The 16,783-nt window shown below is 74.2% G+C and carries 8 protein-coding genes; 1 reads left to right on the top strand and 7 read right to left on the bottom strand.

Going from position 1 to position 16,783, the window contains the following annotated elements; translation table 11 throughout:
* Positions 1–7 precede the first annotated feature (7 nt).
* The 7 genes from I5071_RS20370 to I5071_RS20340 all read right to left on the bottom strand — a co-directional run bounded on the left by I5071_RS20370 (position 8) and on the right by I5071_RS20340 (position 16,300).
* Positions 8–1,570 (bottom strand): sigma 54-interacting transcriptional regulator, encoded by a 1,563-nt coding sequence (locus I5071_RS20370; RefSeq protein ID WP_236607158.1) that lies wholly within the window; start codon positions 1,568–1,570, stop codon positions 8–10.
* Positions 1,564–2,559, bottom strand: a complete 996-nt coding sequence (locus tag I5071_RS20365; RefSeq protein ID WP_236607157.1) for a serine/threonine-protein kinase — start codon at positions 2,557–2,559, stop codon at positions 1,564–1,566. Before I5071_RS20365 ends, I5071_RS20370 begins: the two co-directional genes overlap by 7 nt.
* 127 nt (positions 2,560–2,686) lie before the next feature.
* Entirely contained in the window at positions 2,687–3,307 is a 621-nt protein-coding gene (locus I5071_RS20360; RefSeq protein WP_236607156.1) for a response regulator transcription factor, read from the bottom strand.
* Between the two features lie 5 nt (positions 3,308–3,312).
* Positions 3,313–5,832 carry an ATP-binding protein gene (locus I5071_RS20355; protein ID WP_236607155.1) on the bottom strand — a complete coding sequence of 840 codons (2,520 nt, stop codon included), beginning with the start codon at positions 5,830–5,832 and terminating at the stop codon, positions 3,313–3,315.
* An 85-nt stretch (positions 5,833–5,917) separates the two neighbouring features.
* Complete coding sequence (locus tag I5071_RS20350; RefSeq protein ID WP_236607154.1) at positions 5,918–9,832, bottom strand: hypothetical protein; 3,915 nt, start codon at positions 9,830–9,832, stop codon at positions 5,918–5,920.
* 184 nt (positions 9,833–10,016) lie between these two features.
* On the bottom strand, positions 10,017–15,644 hold the full coding sequence (locus I5071_RS20345) for a WAP domain-containing protein (RefSeq protein WP_236607153.1): 5,628 nt from the start codon (positions 15,642–15,644) through the stop codon (positions 10,017–10,019).
* Positions 15,645–15,658: 14 nt separating this feature from the next.
* Positions 15,659–16,300 (bottom strand): hypothetical protein, encoded by a 642-nt coding sequence (locus tag I5071_RS20340; protein WP_236607152.1) that lies wholly within the window; start codon positions 16,298–16,300, stop codon positions 15,659–15,661.
* Here I5071_RS20340 and I5071_RS20335 point away from each other — a divergent pair.
* On the top strand, positions 16,299–16,733 hold the full coding sequence (locus I5071_RS20335) for a hypothetical protein (protein ID WP_236607151.1): 435 nt from the start codon (positions 16,299–16,301) through the stop codon (positions 16,731–16,733). The two genes, I5071_RS20340 and I5071_RS20335, sit on opposite strands and share 2 nt — an antisense overlap.
* Positions 16,734–16,783 lie beyond the last annotated feature (50 nt).

Here is a 16,783-nt window from a genome sequence, read left to right as displayed (position 1 = left end):
TCGACCTTCACGCGCGGCGGACCCGCGGTGCGGAGGGGTCGATGCCCGCGCGCATCATGCGGCTGATCAGCGTGGTGCGCGGCATCTCGAGCGCGCGCGCGGCGTGGGCGAGGACGCCGCGGCTCTCCTCGATCGCGTGGCCCAGCAGGGTGCGCTCCGCGGCCTCGAGCGCGGCGCGATCGCGCGCCAGGCGCTTCCACCGCTCGGCGATCGGCGCCGCTGCATCGAGCGGCTCGGCGATCGTGATCGCCATCGCGCGCGCCGCCTCGATCGGCGGGGCCGGCGACGCGCCGGCGTAGCTCGCGTCGAAGTGCTCGGGCGCGATCTGCGTCGCGCCGGGATCGCGGGCCAGCGCGCGGGCGCGGGCGCGCGACACCGCGGCCTCGAGCTCGCGCACGTTGCCCGGCCACGCGAGCTCCGGCGAGCGCAGCGCGCGGCGCGCGCTCACCGAGAGCATCCAGCGACGCGCGGGATCGGTGCGGCGGAGGTGCTCGAGCGCGAGCGCGGGCACGTCGTGGCGCCGCTCGCGCAGCGCGGGCATGCGGATGATCGTGCCCGCGAGCCGGTAGTAGAGGTCGCGGCGGAACGTGCCGCGCGCGACCGCGTCCTCGAGGTCGCCGTTGGTCGCCGCGATGATCCGCACGCGCGCGCGGCGCGGCTCGCGGTGCTGCCATCCGAGCGGCCGATACGTTCCGAACTGCGTGAGATCGAGGAGCAGCTGCTGCGCGTGCATCGGCAGGTTGAGCACCTCGTCGAGGATCAACGTGCCGCCGTCGGCGAGCTCGACGAGACCGGCGCGGCGGCTCGTCGCGCCCGAGAACGCGCCGCGCTCGTGGCCGAAGAGCTCGGACGCGATGGTGTTGAGATCGTCGCTCGCGCCGAGCATCGCGCGCACGACGGGCTGTCTGCCGCTCGCCTTCGCGAGCGCGCGCGCGAGCAGCGTCTTGCCGGTGCCGGACTCGCCGACGATCAGCACCGGCGTGTCGAGGCGCAGGCAGGCCTCGATCTCGCCGCGCAGGGGCGCGAGACCGGCGGTGTCGAGCAGCGTCGCGAGCTCGGGCTCGCTCGTGTCGGGCGCGCTCGCGCGCGGGCGATCGCTCGGCGCGACGCGGGGCCGGGTGCTCGCGCCGATCAGCGCGGCGACGCACGCGAAGAGCTCGCGATCGAGCTCGCGCGGCGCGTGCAGCGGATGGCGGAAGTCCGCGTAGAGCACGCCGGGCGCGTTGGCGCCGAGGGGCGCGGCGATCGCGCCCACGATGCCGAGCTCGGCGATCGTGTCGACGCGCTCGGGCTCGCGCCGGCGGTGCACGCAGCGCCGCGCCTCGCGCGCGTCGTCGACGACCGAGCGGCACACGTCGGAGAGCTCGCCGTCTCGGAGATCGCGACCGGTGCGGCGCCCGAGGCGCACGTGCTCGGCGTCGGTGCCGGAGAGCACGAGGATGCGATCCGCGCCGAGCGCGAGCGCGAGCGCGTCGAGCGCGCTGCGAATCGCGTCGTCGCCGGGATCGAGGAGCGCGTCGCGGAGCTGGGAGAGCAGCGACCACGCGGCGGTGCCGTCGGGGCTCAGCACGACGCACCTCCTTCGCCGCGCACCGCGCGCTCGAGAGTGCGCCGGCCGCGGCCACGGCGCGCGACGCAGAGCGCGGTCGCGAGCGCGGCGGCGGTGGGGCGCGCGTCGGGATCGAGGCTGATCGCGCGCGCGACGAGCGCGTCGATCTCGGGCGCGACGCGCGGGCGCCACGTCGAGGGCGCGGGGTGCCGGCCCTGGACCACGCGCTCGGCCGCATCGAAGAGGCTGCGGCGCGGCACCAGCACGCGGCCGGTGAGGCACTCCCAGAGCACGACGCCGAGCGCGTAGACGTCGGCGCGCGCGTCGACCTCGTCGCCGCGCAGCAGCTCGGGCGGCATGTAGCCGATCTTGCCGAGCGCGAGGCCCGCGGTGGTCGCCCAGTCGCGATCGCGATGGCGCACCAGGCCGAAGTCCGTGAGCTTCACGCCGCCGTCGCGCGTGAGCAGGAGGTTCGAGGGCGAGACGTCGCGGTGCACGATCTCGAGCGAGCGTCCGTGCTCGTCCGCGAGCGCGTGGGCGTGCGCGAGGGCGCGCGCGGCGCGCTCGGCGACGTAGAGGCAGGCGTCGATCGGCAGGTGCACACCGCGCGCGCCGAGCTCGCTGCAGAGCGCGAGGAGGCTCGGTCCTTCGACGAGCTCGAGCACGAGATAGGGCTCGGGCCCCGCGTCACCGTCGAGCACGCGCACGACGTTCGGGTGCGAGAGCGCGCTCTGCACGAACGCCTCGGCCTCGAAGCGGCGGAGCGCGCCGCTCGCGCTCGCGGGGACGCCACGCAGGCACTTCACCGCGACGCGCGTGGTGCCGCGCTCCGCGAGATAGACGACGCCCATGCCGCCCTCGCCGAGCACGCCGAGCACGCGATACGGGCCCACCCGCTCCGGCCTGCGCGGCACGCGGGGACGCACCCCCGAGACGTCGTCGCGCGTGTCTTCGTCGGAGGATCCACCCGCGCCGAAGCGCGTCCGACCGACCGAGTCCATCCGAGCCATCCGCCCCTCCCGACCGCGGGATCTGCCCGTCGGTCACGAGAGCGAAGGTGCCGGTGCGAGGACGCCTCCGACATCCAACTCGTGCGGGTGGGGGGTCGAACTAATTCGAGGGATGGGTCGAAGCGCTTCAGACGAGACCGGCGCGCACCGCGTACTGCACGAGATCGCCGAGCGATTCCGCGCCCAGCTTGTCCTTGATGCTGCGCACGTGGGTGCTGACGGTGCTGGGCTTCACGTCGAGCGCGTCGGCCACCGCCGACGGAGTCATCCCGCGACCGAGCATCACGAGGATCTCGTGCTCGCGATCCGAGAGCGACTCGTGCGGGTGCTCGCTCGTGCTGCCCGAGAGCAGGAGCTCGGCGAGGCGGCCCGTGACGTACTTGCCCTCGCTCGCGACCTTCCGGATCGCCTCGAGCAGCTCCTGCGAGGAGCGGCCCTTGGTGAGATAGCCGTCGGCGCCCGCACGGAGCACGCGCAGCGCGTACTGATCCTCGGCGTGCATCGTGAGGATCACGACCTTGGTCTGCGGCCTGCGCGCCTTGATGCGGGTGAGCACGTCGAGCCCGCTGCGGCCGGGGAGCGAGAGATCGAGCAGCAGCACGTCCCACGACTCGTGCTCGGCGCGCGCGAGCACCTCGTCGCCGTCGCCGGCCTCGCCGACGAGCATCATGTCGGGCGCGGTCTGCACGATGCGCTTGATCCCCTCGCGCACGACGGCGTGGTCGTCGACCACGAAGACACGGATCATCGTCGTCATCGGATGCCATCCCCGGCGTGCGACTGCGCGCCGACTGCGAGAGTGTCTTCCGTTTCGCGGACTGGCCGCCGCGAAGTGCCGATCGGGAGCGTCACCTGCACGCGCGTGCCTCGGCCCGGCGCGCTCTCGATGGCGAGCGATCCGTCGTGCGCGAGCGCGCGCTCACGCATCCCGAGCAGCCCGTACCCAGCGCGGACCGCGCTCGGATCGAAGCCGCGCCCGTCGTCGGTGATCGCGAGCGCGAGCACCTCGCCCTCGCGCGCGAGGCGCACCTGCACCGAGCGCGCGGCGCCGTGGCGCGCGACGTTGGTGAGGCTCTCCTGCACGATGCGGAACGCGGCGGTCGAGATCTCGGGCGATGCGACGAGCTCGCGCGGCTCGACGACGAGCTCGCAGCGCAGGCCCGAGCGCGTCGCGAAGCGCGGCACGTACCACTCGATCGCGGGGCCGAGCCCGAGATCGTCGAGCAGGCGCGGGCGCAGCTCGCCGACCAGGGCGCGGGTCGCGTCGAACGCCTGGTCGAGCACGTCGTTCATGCGCTCGAGGCTCGCGGCCAGCGATCCTTCGCCGGCGCGCGCGAGGTCGAGCTCCATGCGCAGCGCGGTGAGGAGCTGCCCGGTCTCGTCGTGGAGATCGCGCGCGATGCGGCGGCGCTCGTCCTCGCGGCTGCGCTCGAGGTGACGTGCGAGCTCGCGCAGCTCCGCGGTGCGCTCGCGGACCTTGTCCTCGAGGCGCTCGTTGGTCTCCGCGAGCTCGCGCTCGAACGCGCGGAGCTCCAGCAGGTTGCGGACGCGCGCGAGGAGCTCGCCCGGCTCGAAGGGCTTGTTGAGGAAGTCGTCGGCGCCCGCCTCGTAGGCCTCCACGCGCGCGGTGCCGCCCGTGCGCGCGGTGAGGAAGAGCACCGGGATGCGCGCGGTCTCGGGCCTGCCGCGCAGCGCGCGCGCGAGGTCGAACCCGCTCGTTCCCGGCATCATCGCGTCGGTCACGATCAGCGCGGGCGCGACGTGCGCGACCGCGTCGAGCGCCTCGCGGCCGTTCGACGCCGCGATGACGCGATAGCGCCCTCCGAGCAGCCGCACGAGGTACGCGCGGAGCTCGGGATCGTCCTCGGCGACGACGATGGTCTCGCCGATCTCCGAGATCTCGGCGCGCGGCGGCGGGACGGGCGCGGCGGTCGCGAGGCGGTGCAGCGCGGCGAGCTCGTCGTGCTCCAGCGTGACCCGCTCGTCGTCGGCGGCGGTGGGCGCGCCGATCGGGATCGCGATGGTGAACACGCTGCCGCGCCCGAGCTCGCTCTCGAGGCGGATCTCGCCGCCGTGCGCGGTCGCGATGTCGTGCACCAGCGCGAGCCCGATGCCGGCGCCGCCGCGCGATCGGCCGCGCCCCGCGTCGACCTGGAAGAAGCGCTCGAAGAGGCGATCGCGCGCCGAGCTCGGGATGCCGATGCCGTTGTCGGTCACCGCGATCTCGACGCGGTCGCCGGCGCGGCGCACCGCGACCTCGATGTGGCGCGTCGCGGGATCGGTGAACTTGTGCGCGTTCGAGAGGAGGTTGTGGAGCGCGGTGCGGAGCTGGCGCGCGTCGGCCTGGGCGAGCACCGGCTCGTCGCAGCCCGCGAGCGTGACGCCGCTGCGATCGGAGGCGCGGAAGTTCGCGCTGACCTCGCGCGCGAGCGAGGCGACGTCGACGGTGCGCCTGCGCGGCTCGGCGCGCCCGCTGGTGAAGCGCGCGAGCTCGAGCAGCTCGTCGATCATGACGAGCAGGCGCGCGGCGTTGCGCTCCGCGGTCTCGACCCGGGCGCGCGTGCCTTCGTCCTCGTGCTCGCGCAGCTCGCGGAGCATGCCGAGGATCAGCGTGAGCGGCGTGCGCAGCTCGTGGCTCACGTTCGCGAAGAAGTCGTTCTTGAGGCGGTCGATCTCCTCGAGCTCGCGCGAGCGCTGGTCGAGCGCGAGCTGCTGCGCATGGCTCTGTCGCGCGAGACGATGATGCGTCTCGCCGAACACGACGCTCACGATCGACGTGAACACGACGAGGCTGACCTGTCCGGCGATCAGGCTCGGGTCCCACGGCACGACGCCCGACACGAGGAGGGGCGCGACGTACGCGGTGGTCACGACGGCGGTCGTCAGCACGCGCAGCGGCCACGCGACGATGAGCGCGATCGACGAGAGCGGGAGAATCGTGGAGACCTCGAAGTAGCGCTCGCCGAGCGCGCCGCTGATCGAGCCCGCGTACCCGACGATCGCCGCGTCGAGGCACATCGCGGCGATGATCACGGTGTGCACCGCGCGCGAGCCGCGCGGCAGCGCGCGAAGCAAGGCGATGCCCAGCCCGGTGACGACGATCGTGCTCGCGCGCCAGAGCGCGAACGCGCCGAGCACCCGGGGATCGTCGAAGAGGAGCAGGTCGATCGGCCACCAGAGGATGGCGGCGACGATCATCACGAGCCCGAGCTGCGTCGCGTAGCGCACCGAGCTCGCGCGTGCGTGGTCTTCGAAGGAGGCGTCGTACTGCACCGCGGTCGAGAGTACGCGAGCGCCGCGGCGCGAGGCATCGGGGACCGAGCTCGCACCGCGGCGCTGCATGATCACGACCTCGCGCTCAGGGCGCGGTCGGCACCGAGATGCCGGCAGGGCCCTGGTTCAGCGTGCCGCCACCCGCGCCGCCGGTGCCCGCGGCCCCGCGGAGGAGCTGCGTGCTCGAGTCGACGCTCACGACCGAGCCGGCCGCCTGATAGAGCGCGACCGAGTCGCCGCCCGCGCCGCCCGCGCCGTCGCCGCCGTCGCCGCCGCGCCCGCCCGGGCCACCGGCCGCGCCGTTATCGCCCTCGCAGGGCGCGCCACCGCCACCGCCGCCGCCGCCGCCGCCCGCACCGCTCGCGCCGGCGACGCCGTTGCCGCCGCGCCCGCCGTTGCCCGCCTGCAGCGTCGAGTCGACGATGCGGATCGCGCGCGCCGACTGGAAGAAGACTGCGAACGAGCCTCCTCCTCCTCCTCCTCCGCCACCGCCGGCGCCACCGCAGCCGCCGCCACCGCCGCCACCGCCGCCGCCGCCGGTCTGCGTCCACTCGCCGTCGCCGCCGCCGCCGCCGCCGCCGCCGCCGCCCGAGCCGCCGCCGGCGCCCGACCAGCCACGACGCGGGATCCAGTAGCCGGCGTGCACGACGCCGATCGACGTGGGCGCGCCGCCGTCCTGGCCGGGGCTGCCGTCGCCGCCGGTGCCGCCGGTGCTCTCCTCGCCGCCGCCCGATCCCGGGCTCCCTCCGTTGCCGCCGGTCGCGCCGCCGATCGCGTTGGCGCCGATCGAGCCGCGCGAGCCGTTGCTGCCGCTGTCGCCGCTGTCGTTGTCGTCGCCGTCGCCGGCGCCGCCGCCGCTTCCGCCGCAGGGGCCCCAGCCTCCTCCGCCGCCGTTGGCGCTCCCGTCGGCACAGCCGCCGCCCTCGCCGCTGCCGCCGGTGTAGCCCGCCAGCGCGGCGCCGGGTGCGGTCGCCGACGCGCCGACGCCGCCGTCCGCCGCCTCGATCACGACGCGCTCGAGCGTGAGGTTCGACGTGCCTGCGCCGCGCACGCCGTAGTACGAGGGCGCCTCGCCCGACGAGACCGGGACGGCCTCGGCGCGCACGCGAAGCAGCTGCAGCGTGGTGCTCGAGCGGATCGAGCTGGTGTCGATCGCGACCGCCACGCGCACGGTGACCGTACCGCACGTCGAGCAGAGCGCGTCGACGGTGCCGACGTTCACGTCGCGGAACGCGCGCACGATGATGCGCGTCGCGCGGGGATCGGTGCCGCGCGCGGTGAACGCGCTCGAGTAGCCGCCGTAGAGGCTCACGCCGTCGGGCAGATCGATCGTCGCGGGCGTGTCGTAGGTGCCGACCTCGATCGCGAGATCGCGGCTCGCCATCTGCGCTTCGCGCACCGCGTGCGTGATCGAGCGGAAGGGGGCCGTGCGCGTGCCGCCGCCGCGCGACGCGGGCTCGTCGCGGCCCGTCGCCGAGACGAAGAAGAGGCGCGCGAGGTCGCCGTCGATGCCGTCGCAGTTCGCGTCGAGCCCTGCGAGATCGGGATCGTCGACCGCGGTCGGATAGCGGCGCACGTTCGCGTCGTCGCAGTCGAACGGCGCGCCGGCGCGCTGCACGATGTAGTGACCTTCGCTCGCGGCGGGTGCCACGCAGCGCGTCGTGGTCGTGCCGCTCGCGCCGTAGCCGTCGTCATCGGCATCGAGCACGTACGTCGCGGGCGTGTCGCAGCCGCACTCGAGGCGACCGAACGCCGCGGGATCGCCGTGCGCGTGGAACTGCACCGCGCCGGGATCGGGGCAGAGCGCGCGGCCCCAGTCGCTCGTGGCGTGGGGCTCGGCCGACTCGTCGATGCACCCGAGCGACCCATCGCTCGCGTAGCGCATCGCGGTCCATCCGACCTGCGCGGGAGCGCCGTGCGCCGGGCGCGGCTGGAGCGCGCACGTGAACGGCGTGCTCGCCGACGCGTCGTTCGCGAAGCAGCGCTGGAACGACGCGACGCCGGTCCCCGACACGACGTCGTGGATCGTCGTCGTCGCGATCGCGTGGGGCGCGGAGGACGCGTCGTCCGCGAGCACGCACCGGAACTGGCTGTGGTGGTGCATGCCGCGCCACGCGCCCCAGCTCGCGCTCGTGCCGAGCTCGCAGAGGCCGTGCTGCGGCGCCTGGGTCGGATCGGTCGTCGCGCCGGTCGGCGGGAGCGGCACGTCGCACGAGCCGCGCGCCGCGCCGCAGGTCCACTGCGCGAAGTCCGTCCACGGCAGGGGCGAGGCCGCCTCGAACGCCGGATCGCGGCGGCGGTGGCACTCGCGCCAGTACGCGCTGTCGCCGGGCTGGTAGCCGAGCGGGAAGGTCGCGGCGTCGCAGCGCGAGCGCTCGGCGATCGCGAGCGCGCCCGCGCCGCCGTGCGTGCTCGGGACGAACGACGCGACGTGGAGCTCGACGAAGTACGCGAACGCGGCGAGCCGCTCGGCGTTGGTGCGCACCGAGGCCGCCTCGGCCTGGGCCTGCGCGACGTCGGGGGTGCCGTCGTCGTCGTAGTCGGCGTGCTCGCTCACGCATGCGCGCGAGAGGCCGTGCAGCTCCTCGGCCTCCAGCGCGCGGCCCGCGCCCTCGAGCGCATAGGGCGGCGCCTCGGGCGCGGTGCCGGTCGCAGCGCGCGCGAGCAGGCTCGGGCTGTCGTTGCGATCCGACTCGACGAGCTCGATCGGCGCGACGCCGCCGCGGTCGGCGCAGACCATGTCGCTGTCGCCCGCGACGAGCCCGTTCGCGCACGACCACACCGAGAGCACCTGCGCGTACTCGTTGGTCAGCTCGACGCGCTCGGCCTCCTGCACGTCGCAGCGCACGTTCGCGAGGAGCGCGGGATCGCCGGCGTCGCGCGCCGAGACGGCGGTCTGTCGCACCCAGCCGTCGGCGTCCTCGTCGCACGGCGCGGCGCGGCCGTCGCCGCCGCGCGGGATGAAGAAGCCCTGATCCGTCGCGCACACGCACTCGCCCGCGGTGGTCGTCTGCGGGTGCACCGTGCCCGTCTCGCCCGCGCCGTCGCAGGTCAGCGTGCACGACACGCACGCGCCGCTCGGCGTCTGGGCCTCGCCCGCGCCGCACACACGCGGCACGCACGTGCACGAGCCGTCGGCCGCGCGATCGGGCATCTCGTTCGGCGCGCAGAGCACGCCGCCGCAGAGGTTCTCGTCGACGCACTCGCCGCTCGCGTCCATGCGGAAGCCGTCGACGCACGCGCCGCAGCGCACGGTCGCGCCGCCGTCGTCGCACACGCGGTTCCGCGTCGCGCAGTCCTCGCAGGTGATCGGCGGGCCACAGCCGGTGTCGGGGCAGCGGACGCAGGCGCCGGTCTCGTCCTCCTGCCAGCCCTCGTCGCACGCATCGAGGCAGCGCGGCGCGCCGGCGACGATCTCGCACGCGCGGCCCTCGGGGCAGAGACCGCCCTCGCGGAGCACGCTGCAGGTCGTCGGGGCGAGGCAGCGATCGGCGCTGGTGCACACGAGCGAGCCCGAGCACGCGCCGCCGTCGCACGCGCAGCCTTCTTCACCGGGCGCGCACGCCTCGCAGGTGCCGGCCTCGCACGCGAGGCCGTCGTCGCACGCCGTGCCGCTGGCGCGACACGCGCAGCCCTCGCCGCCCTCGGGGCACGCGACGCAGGTGCCGCTCTCGCACGCGAGGCCCACGTCGCAGCGCGCGCCCCCGCGGCACTCGCAGCCGAGCTCGCCGGGCTGGCACGCACAACCACCCTCGCCGCACGCGCTCACGCACGCGCCCTCCTCGCACGTCGCGCCCGCGCCGAGGTGCGCGCACTCGACGTCGGCGCTGCACGCGGCGCATGCGCCCTCGCTGCAGATCTCGCCCGACGCGCAGTCGCTCGGGCTCTCGCAGCTCGATGTCGTGCCGCCGTCGCCGCACGCTGCGAGGAGCGCGGACGCTGCGAAGACGCAGAGCCACGCTCCTCTCGAGGTCGCCGATCGTCCCCATCGTCTCGCCATGTTCACCCTCCGGGTCGGCGCGTCGTGGAGCGAACCTCGTGCCCTCGTGATCGCGCGCGGAGAGCGCGGCGCGACGAGGTCGCGACGTGTCGAAGCCTCGACGCACGACGCCGTGACGTCGGACGCACGACGCCCCGGAGGCCGCGTGGGCGCTCCGGGGCGTCGTGAGGTCGAGCACGCGCGGTCAGCGCGCGGTGCAGGCGCCGGGGTCGGTGAAGTCCGTGTAGTAGACGTAGAGGTACACGTCCGTGATCTGCCGCAGGTCGATGTCCTGGTTGTCGCGGTCGTGTCGCTGGTCGAGCACCAGCCTCCACTGCGTGTTGACGAAGGGTCGCTCGCGCAGCTCGAAGCGCCGGTAGACGACGGGGTCGAACACCGTGTTGTTGCGCCCGAAGTACGCCTGGACGATCGAGAGCGCGGGCGGCAGGCGGTAGTACTGCGCGCCTCCGCCGAAGCTCTCGATCACGCCGGTGCCCTCCTGCCAGACGTTCACGCTCGCCTCGTCGTCGCCGAGCCCCGAGCCCTGGATCGCCACCTCGATGAAGTTGATCTTGTGGTTGCGCGTGCAGGGCGAGAGCTCGTCGGTGCTCGTGCGGAACGCGATCGAGAGGTGACCGTTCGCGTCGAGCATGGACGCGTCGGTGAGCCGCTCGTGCAGCATGTCCTCGCGCTCGCGCTGCGAGTACGGCGTGCCGTCCTCGCGGAGCAGCGGGATGCCGAGGATGTCGTCCATCAGCGAGAGCCGCTCGACGCGGTTGGCCGGGGCGCGCACCTCCTCTTCGAAGAGCAGGTAGTGGTGCCGCAGATCCGCCATGTAGCGCTCGAGGTTGTCCTCGCCGCGCGAGACCATGCGGATCTGGAAGAGCCGCTCGAGCCCGGGATAGCTGCGGCTCGCGTAGTACTCGAAGACGCGCGTGGCGCGGTACGCGTGCTGCGCCGCGAGCTCGAACGAGCGATCCGCGTTGAGGATCGCGTCGTTGCGATAGAGCCTCACGTTCGGATCGTTGCGCGCCGACTCGACGCGGATCGCGAGCTGCTCTGCCTCCGCGAGCTCTTGCTGGACGCGCTGTGCCTGGAGCACCGCGCGGCGCAGCTCCGCCTCCGAGAGCGCGATCTGGAGGTGGAGCTGCTCCGTCTCGAGCCGGAGCTCGACGAGCTGGCGCAGCTTCGCGCGCATCAGCACCTCGGAGTCGATGCGGATCGACTCGCACTGCTGGACGGTGCGCCAGCGCGCGGTCTCGAGCTGGATCTCGGCGATCTCGTGCTCGGTCGCGTTCACGCCGGCCTGCAGCCCGAGCACCGCCGAGTTCGCGATGACCGCAGCGATGCCGTAGCCGATCGCGAAGGGCTTGCCCTTGTCCTGCGCCGCGAAGCCCAGGATCCCGTGCAGCGTGGAGAGCGCGCGATCGAGCGTCGACATCGCGAGGCTCATGCTCCGCACCTGATCCTGCAGGCTCAGCGTGCGCTCGCCCTGTCGGTACTCGAAGTCCGCGATGCCCTCGAGCAGCTCGCAGTGGCTGTCGACGCGCTCGGCCTCGTCGCTCATCTCCTCCTGGATGTGGGCGAAGCGCGTGGCGAGGAGCTGGCGCTGCGATGCGAGCTGCTCGAGCCGCAGCAGCTGGTCGTGGATCTCGCCGTTGCCCATGCGGCCGCAGGGATCGCCGAACGAGGCGGCGTCGTCGTCGCGTGACGCGTAGCGGGTGATCGCGGGGTAGGTGCGTCCGTCGTCGCCGGTGAGGTAGCCGCAGATCGGTGCGAGGCGCTCCTCGTAGCTGCGCTGCAGGCGCACGAGCTCGGCCTGGAACGACGCTGCGTCGGTGTCGAACGCGCGGCTCGAGCCGATCGCGGTCTCCTCGTGCCCGCGCGCCTCCGCGACGAACTCGAGCGTGGTGCGCAGCACGTCCTCGAACGCGTTGCCCGCGCGGAAGTCGTTGTCGGCGCGCACCGGGAACGGCACGTAGTCGGCGGGGAAGCCGAAGTACGTCACGTCGTCGGTGAGCGTCTCGTGCACCTGCCGCATGTCGGTCATCGCGACCCGGTAGCGCCGCATCGCGTCGTCGAGCGCCAGCTGCATCTGCGGCGCGTGCGCGGCGTCGACCTGCTCCGCGATGCGCTGCATGAAGCGCGCGATCGCGACCGACTCGAGGTAGCTGCCGGCGTACGCGCGCTCGAGCACGTGCCGCGCGAGATCGGCGCGGTGCAGGCGGTGGTAGCGCCGCGCGATCTCCGCCCACGCGCGCGACTTCTGGGCGGCGCCGCGGATCAGGCGCTCGAGGTAGTAGGTGACGGTGCCGGGCGTCACGACGTCGTCGGCCGCGGTGCCGGCATCGCCGCGCGCCATCGCGACGACGAGCACGCGCTCGAGGTCGTAGAAGCGGTCGAGCGCGAGCTGGTAGTACTGCGCCGCCTGGTAGAGCGAGCGCATCTCGTAGCCGGCGACGCCGCTGAGATCGATGCCGTTCGGCTCGAAGCGCGAGCCCTCGAAGCTCGCGCCGCGCGTCGCCGCGGAGTCGAAGCGCGAGCGGTACGCGTTGGTGAGCGCGTCGTCGGCGAGCATGATCAGCAGCTCCGCGTAGAGGCGCTCGAAGCCCTCGACGAGCAGCGGCGAGCTCTGCCGCGGGTCGTGGATCTCGCTCGCGCCGAAGCTGCGCGAGAGCGCCTCGCGCAGCGCGGTCATGCGCGGGTCGATCGTGGTCGCGCCGTATGTGCGGTAGATCGCGGCCATGCAGTCGACGCGCTCGCGCAGCGCCTCGATGGCCTCGGGCTCGTAGCAGTAGGGCGTGAGATCCGAGCTCGGATCGCAGACCACCGGCGCGAACCCGACGCTGCGCCCGTCGGGCGACTGGAAGCGCAGCTTGTACCGGAAGGCGTCCTCGATCGCCGCGTCGAGCGGCATGAACACCGCGTCTCCGGGCTCGAAGAACGCGCGTCCGGCGCGCAGGTCGGAGCGGTTCGCGCTGCACGTCGCGCCGTCGACGCAGGTCCAGACGAGCTCGGGCACGACGCGTCCTTCCGCGATCCAGGCGTCGACGACCGGGCCGCAGGTGCCGCGCGTGCCCGCCGCGGCGTCGTAGCCCGACTGGCAGTCGAGCGCGGCGATCTCCGCGGCGGTCGGGGCCGCGTCGAACGCGAAGTACGTCACGTTCGAGCCGGCGGGGCAGGGCACGCGCGAAGCGGTCGCGCTGCCGTCGTCGTTCGGCCCGCCGTCGACGAGGCCGGTGTCCTGGCAGTAGTAGTGCACCTCGGCCGTCGGGATCGGGCTGCCGCTCCCGACGCGTCCGGTGCGCAGCGCTTGCGCGAGCTCGAGCGCTGCGGTGCGCGTGCCCGACGAGCCGTCGAGCGAGACCGGCGCGCCCAGCGTCTCGAGCACGAGGTCGGGATCGCACGACACGCCGAGCGTGCTCGCGCGATCCGGGATCGACGCGGGCAGCACGTGGCCGCGGAAGTCCTCGGCGCGCAGCGCGTCGGGCTGACGCGCCAGCAGCATGTAGCCGTAGGCCGAGAACGCATCGGGATCGTCGACGTCACCGCACGCGTGGAAGCGCTCCTCGAACAGCACGAAGAGCGTCTCGCGCGCGACGAGCGCGCCGTCGAGCGCGCGCATCGTGCGGCAGCGCGGGCGGCCGTCGGGCACCGGGTTCGCGCCCGCGAGGCTCGCGCTGCGTGCGGCGGCGTTCGCGCCGGTGAAGGGCACCAGCGAGTCGCGGCACTCGGTGCGCGAGGGCGCGCCGGTGCTCTCGTCGAGGAACGTGCCCTCGCGGAACCCGGCGACGAGCCACGGGAACGAGCGCGCCTCGAATCCGCTCGCGCAGGCCCCGGTGCGCGGCAGGTAGCGACCGCCGACCGCGCTCTCCGAGCTCATGCTGGACACGAACGCGACGCAGTCGGTGCTCACGCCCGGCACGCACGTGTTGGGATCGCCGGCGAGCACGATCTCCATCGCGGGATCACCGGCGTAGTGCAGCGCGAACGAGCTCTCGACGCGCCCGCGCAGGTGCAGGCGATCGCCCTCGCTCCGGAGACTCACTGCGAAGGGGAGCTCGGTGACGCCGGTCGGCACCGGGACCTCGCGCTCGTTCGTCACGTAGCTGCGGATCCCCGACGCGTCGCCGTCGAACAGATAACAAGCGCCGCGGCCGTCGGGGTGCAGCGCGAGGCACGCGTCGCGCGTGCTGCGCCAGCGCCACGACTCGCTCGACGTGGCGGTGAGCATCGCCTGCAGCTCGCGGAAGCCGCCCATCATGCGGCCGCTGCGGAACGCGGCCCAGCGCTGCACGAGCGCGTTCTCGACGTCGGTCGCGCGGCTGCGATCTCCCGCGGCCCACGCGGCGACGCCGCCCTCGCCGAAGCTCGCGAAGTAGAACATCGTGCCCGACCAGCGCCCGTCGAGGCCGCGCGCCCATGCGAGCGAGACGTAGCGATCTCCGAGCGACGCGTGTCGCACGCGCAGCGTGCCCTCCCAGCGCGTCCAGCTCGCGGTCGGCGGCGCCGCGGAGCGGATCTCGATCGGCACGCACGTGGTCACGTCGCATCCCGGCTCGATCACGACCTCGAGCGAGCCCGCGAGCGCGCGCGTGTCGCCGTGGCGCAGCTCCACCCAGTCGAGCGGCGCATCGTCGGCCGCGGCCTCTTCGATCAGCGCGCCGTCGCGATCGTAGGCGCGATGCGAGATGCGCTCGATCGTGAACGTCTCGCGGGCGTGACCGTCGTGTGCGAGGCGGAAGCGCCCTGCGCCCTCGCCGAGCACGAGCGTGTCGACGTCGAGCGCGAACGACGCGTCGACCTCGGTGTGCTCGGGCGCGTCGGGATCGACCGGCGTGACCGGCATGCACACGCCGCCGCTGCCGCTCGGGCTCTCGCACGTCGTGCCCTCGGGGCACGCGCTTCCCGCGGTCGCGGGCCACGCGCAGGGCACGCGGCACGCGTGCTGGTGGCAGATGCGCCCGACGCCGCACTCCGCGTCGCGCTCGCAGTCGTAGTAGCAGCCGCCCGCGATGCAGCGCTGGTGACCGGGACAGTCGGCGTCGACGGCGCATGTGGGCGCGGCGCTTCCGGGAGGGACGCACGAGCCCTCCTGGCACACGAGATCGCCCACGCATCCGTCGAGCAATCCATCGGCGCCGCAGCGACGCACCGTGCCGTCCTCGGCGACGAGATCGCCGCGGCACGGCGTGTAGCACTGCGGGTCCGCGGGCGCGCCGGGCTCGGGCGGGATGCAGCGCCCTGCGACGAGCAGGAGGCCGTCGTTGCAGCGACCCGCGCTCGGCACGCAGCCCTGGCTGCCCGGCGAGCAAGGCACGCACACGTCGAGATCGCTGTCGCAGCGACTCTGCTCGCGGCAGAGGCCCATCTCGGGGCAGGGCCCGCCGGGATAGCCCGTCGCGTCGACGCACGTGCCGCCGCCGAGCGTCGTGTCGCAGTAGAGGCCGCCGCCGCAGCTCCCCGCGAGGCACTCGCAGCCCATCTGGCCGGCGACGCACCCGGTGCCGCGGCAGATCCCGTCGCGGCACTCGAGGCCCTCACCATCGCACTCGGTGCCTGCGCGGCAGACGCACGCGGTGGTGCCCGGCGCGCAGCGAGCGCCGACGCAGAGGCCCTCTTCGCAGAGCAGCGCCTCGCCGTCTTCGGTCGTGGCGCACACGTCGCCGCGTGCGCACGCGCAGCCGAGGGCGCCGGGATCGCAGGGCCCGGCGTCGTCGCCGGGCGCTTCGCCGCCGCTCCCTTCGCAGCCCGCGACGAGCGCGAGCATCGACATCGTCAGCCAGGCCGCGAGCCTCGCGGCGCGCGGCACCCTCTTCGTGCGCGTGTCCATCGCAGGCCTCCTCCTCACCCGCCGATGCGGACCGACGCCGACGGAATCTCGGCGCCCGAGCCGTCGAAGCAGCGCGAGCGCTCGACGGTGAAGTCGCCCTCGCCGAGCACCTGGACGTGCACGGCGCCGCGCTCGATCGGCGCGTCGTCGTGCGCCGCGAACGAGATCGAAGTGCGCGGTGCCTCGCGCACGTGGGCCCCCGCAGCGCGCGGGAAGCGCACGGACGCGACCTCGCCCGAGCCGTCGCGAAGGAGCACCTCGCACGCGCGCGCGTCGTCGTCGTCCACCTCGAGCGTGATCTCGCGCGGAGCGCGGCACGTCTGGTCGGCGCACACGAGGTCGCCCTCGCACGAGCCCGTCGCGTCGCACGGGCAGTCCTCGGTGCCGGCGGCGCACTCCGATGGCTCGGCGCTGCACGCCGAGCCCGTCGCGATCGCCAGCGCCAAGAGCGTCCTACGAACCCAGGTCCATCGCGTCGCCATCGTCTCGCTCCTTTCGGCGGGCGAGCGCCAGTGCGAGCCACGTGCCTCGCGCGCGTCGCGGGTCTCGCAGCGATCGGCGAGCCGTCGCCGCGTCGAGACGTCGACGCGCGTCGAGCGATCGACACGCGCCGCTTTCTTGCGCGTGCGCGCCGGCGCGTGCTCGGAATCGTGCATGGCGAGACGAGCATCGATGGGCGCGCGCGCGTCGCGGGATGCCGACGCGACGACGCCGTTCCGGACCACGTTCTTGCGCCGAGGTCAGTCGAGCGCGGTGCACCGACACGACGAGACCGCGGCGTGGATCCACGTCGTCGCGGGCGAGGTCGTGGAGGAGCGCTGGACGCGCGACGCCGAGGGCGGCTTCGTGCACGAGCGCCGCACGCTGCGGTGCGGGCAGTCGATGGCGGCGCCTGCGGACGCGCTGCATCGCGTGACCGCCGTCGACGACGCCGCGTTCGTGACGACCTGTGCGTGCGACTGCGCGCGCGCTCGTGCGGTGCCCGCGCGCGAGCTCGACGCGGTGACGCGGCTCGCGCGGTGCGGCGAGGATCGCGAGTGGGCGACCGCGACCGCGATCGGCGTGGCGAGCCCGCGCGACGCCGGGTGACGGAAGCGCGCGACGCGCGCGACGCCTCGAGGGCATCGCGCGCGTCGCGG

It is taken from the genome of Sandaracinus amylolyticus (genome assembly GCF_021631985.1).
GTDB lineage: Bacteria > Myxococcota_A > Polyangia > Polyangiales > Sandaracinaceae > Sandaracinus > Sandaracinus amylolyticus_A.
Note: the sequence above shows the minus strand (reverse complement) of the source record. Positions and strands in the feature narration are given on the sequence as shown.

Excerpts from the sequence above, each read along its gene's own strand:
- I5071_RS20335 (WP_236607151.1), top strand. The coding sequence starts at position 16,299 with ATGGCGAGACGAGCATCGATGGGCGCGCGCGCGTCGCGGGATGCCGAC.
- I5071_RS20345 (WP_236607153.1), bottom strand. The coding sequence starts at position 15,644 with ATGGACACGCGCACGAAGAGGGTGCCGCGCGCCGCGAGGCTCGCGGCC.
- I5071_RS20350 (WP_236607154.1), bottom strand. The coding sequence starts at position 9,832 with ATGGCGAGACGATGGGGACGATCGGCGACCTCGAGAGGAGCGTGGCTC.
- I5071_RS20340 (WP_236607152.1), bottom strand. The coding sequence starts at position 16,300 with ATGCACGATTCCGAGCACGCGCCGGCGCGCACGCGCAAGAAAGCGGCG.
- I5071_RS20360 (WP_236607156.1), bottom strand. The coding sequence starts at position 3,307 with ATGATCCGTGTCTTCGTGGTCGACGACCACGCCGTCGTGCGCGAGGGG.
- I5071_RS20365 (WP_236607157.1), bottom strand. The coding sequence starts at position 2,559 with ATGGCTCGGATGGACTCGGTCGGTCGGACGCGCTTCGGCGCGGGTGGA.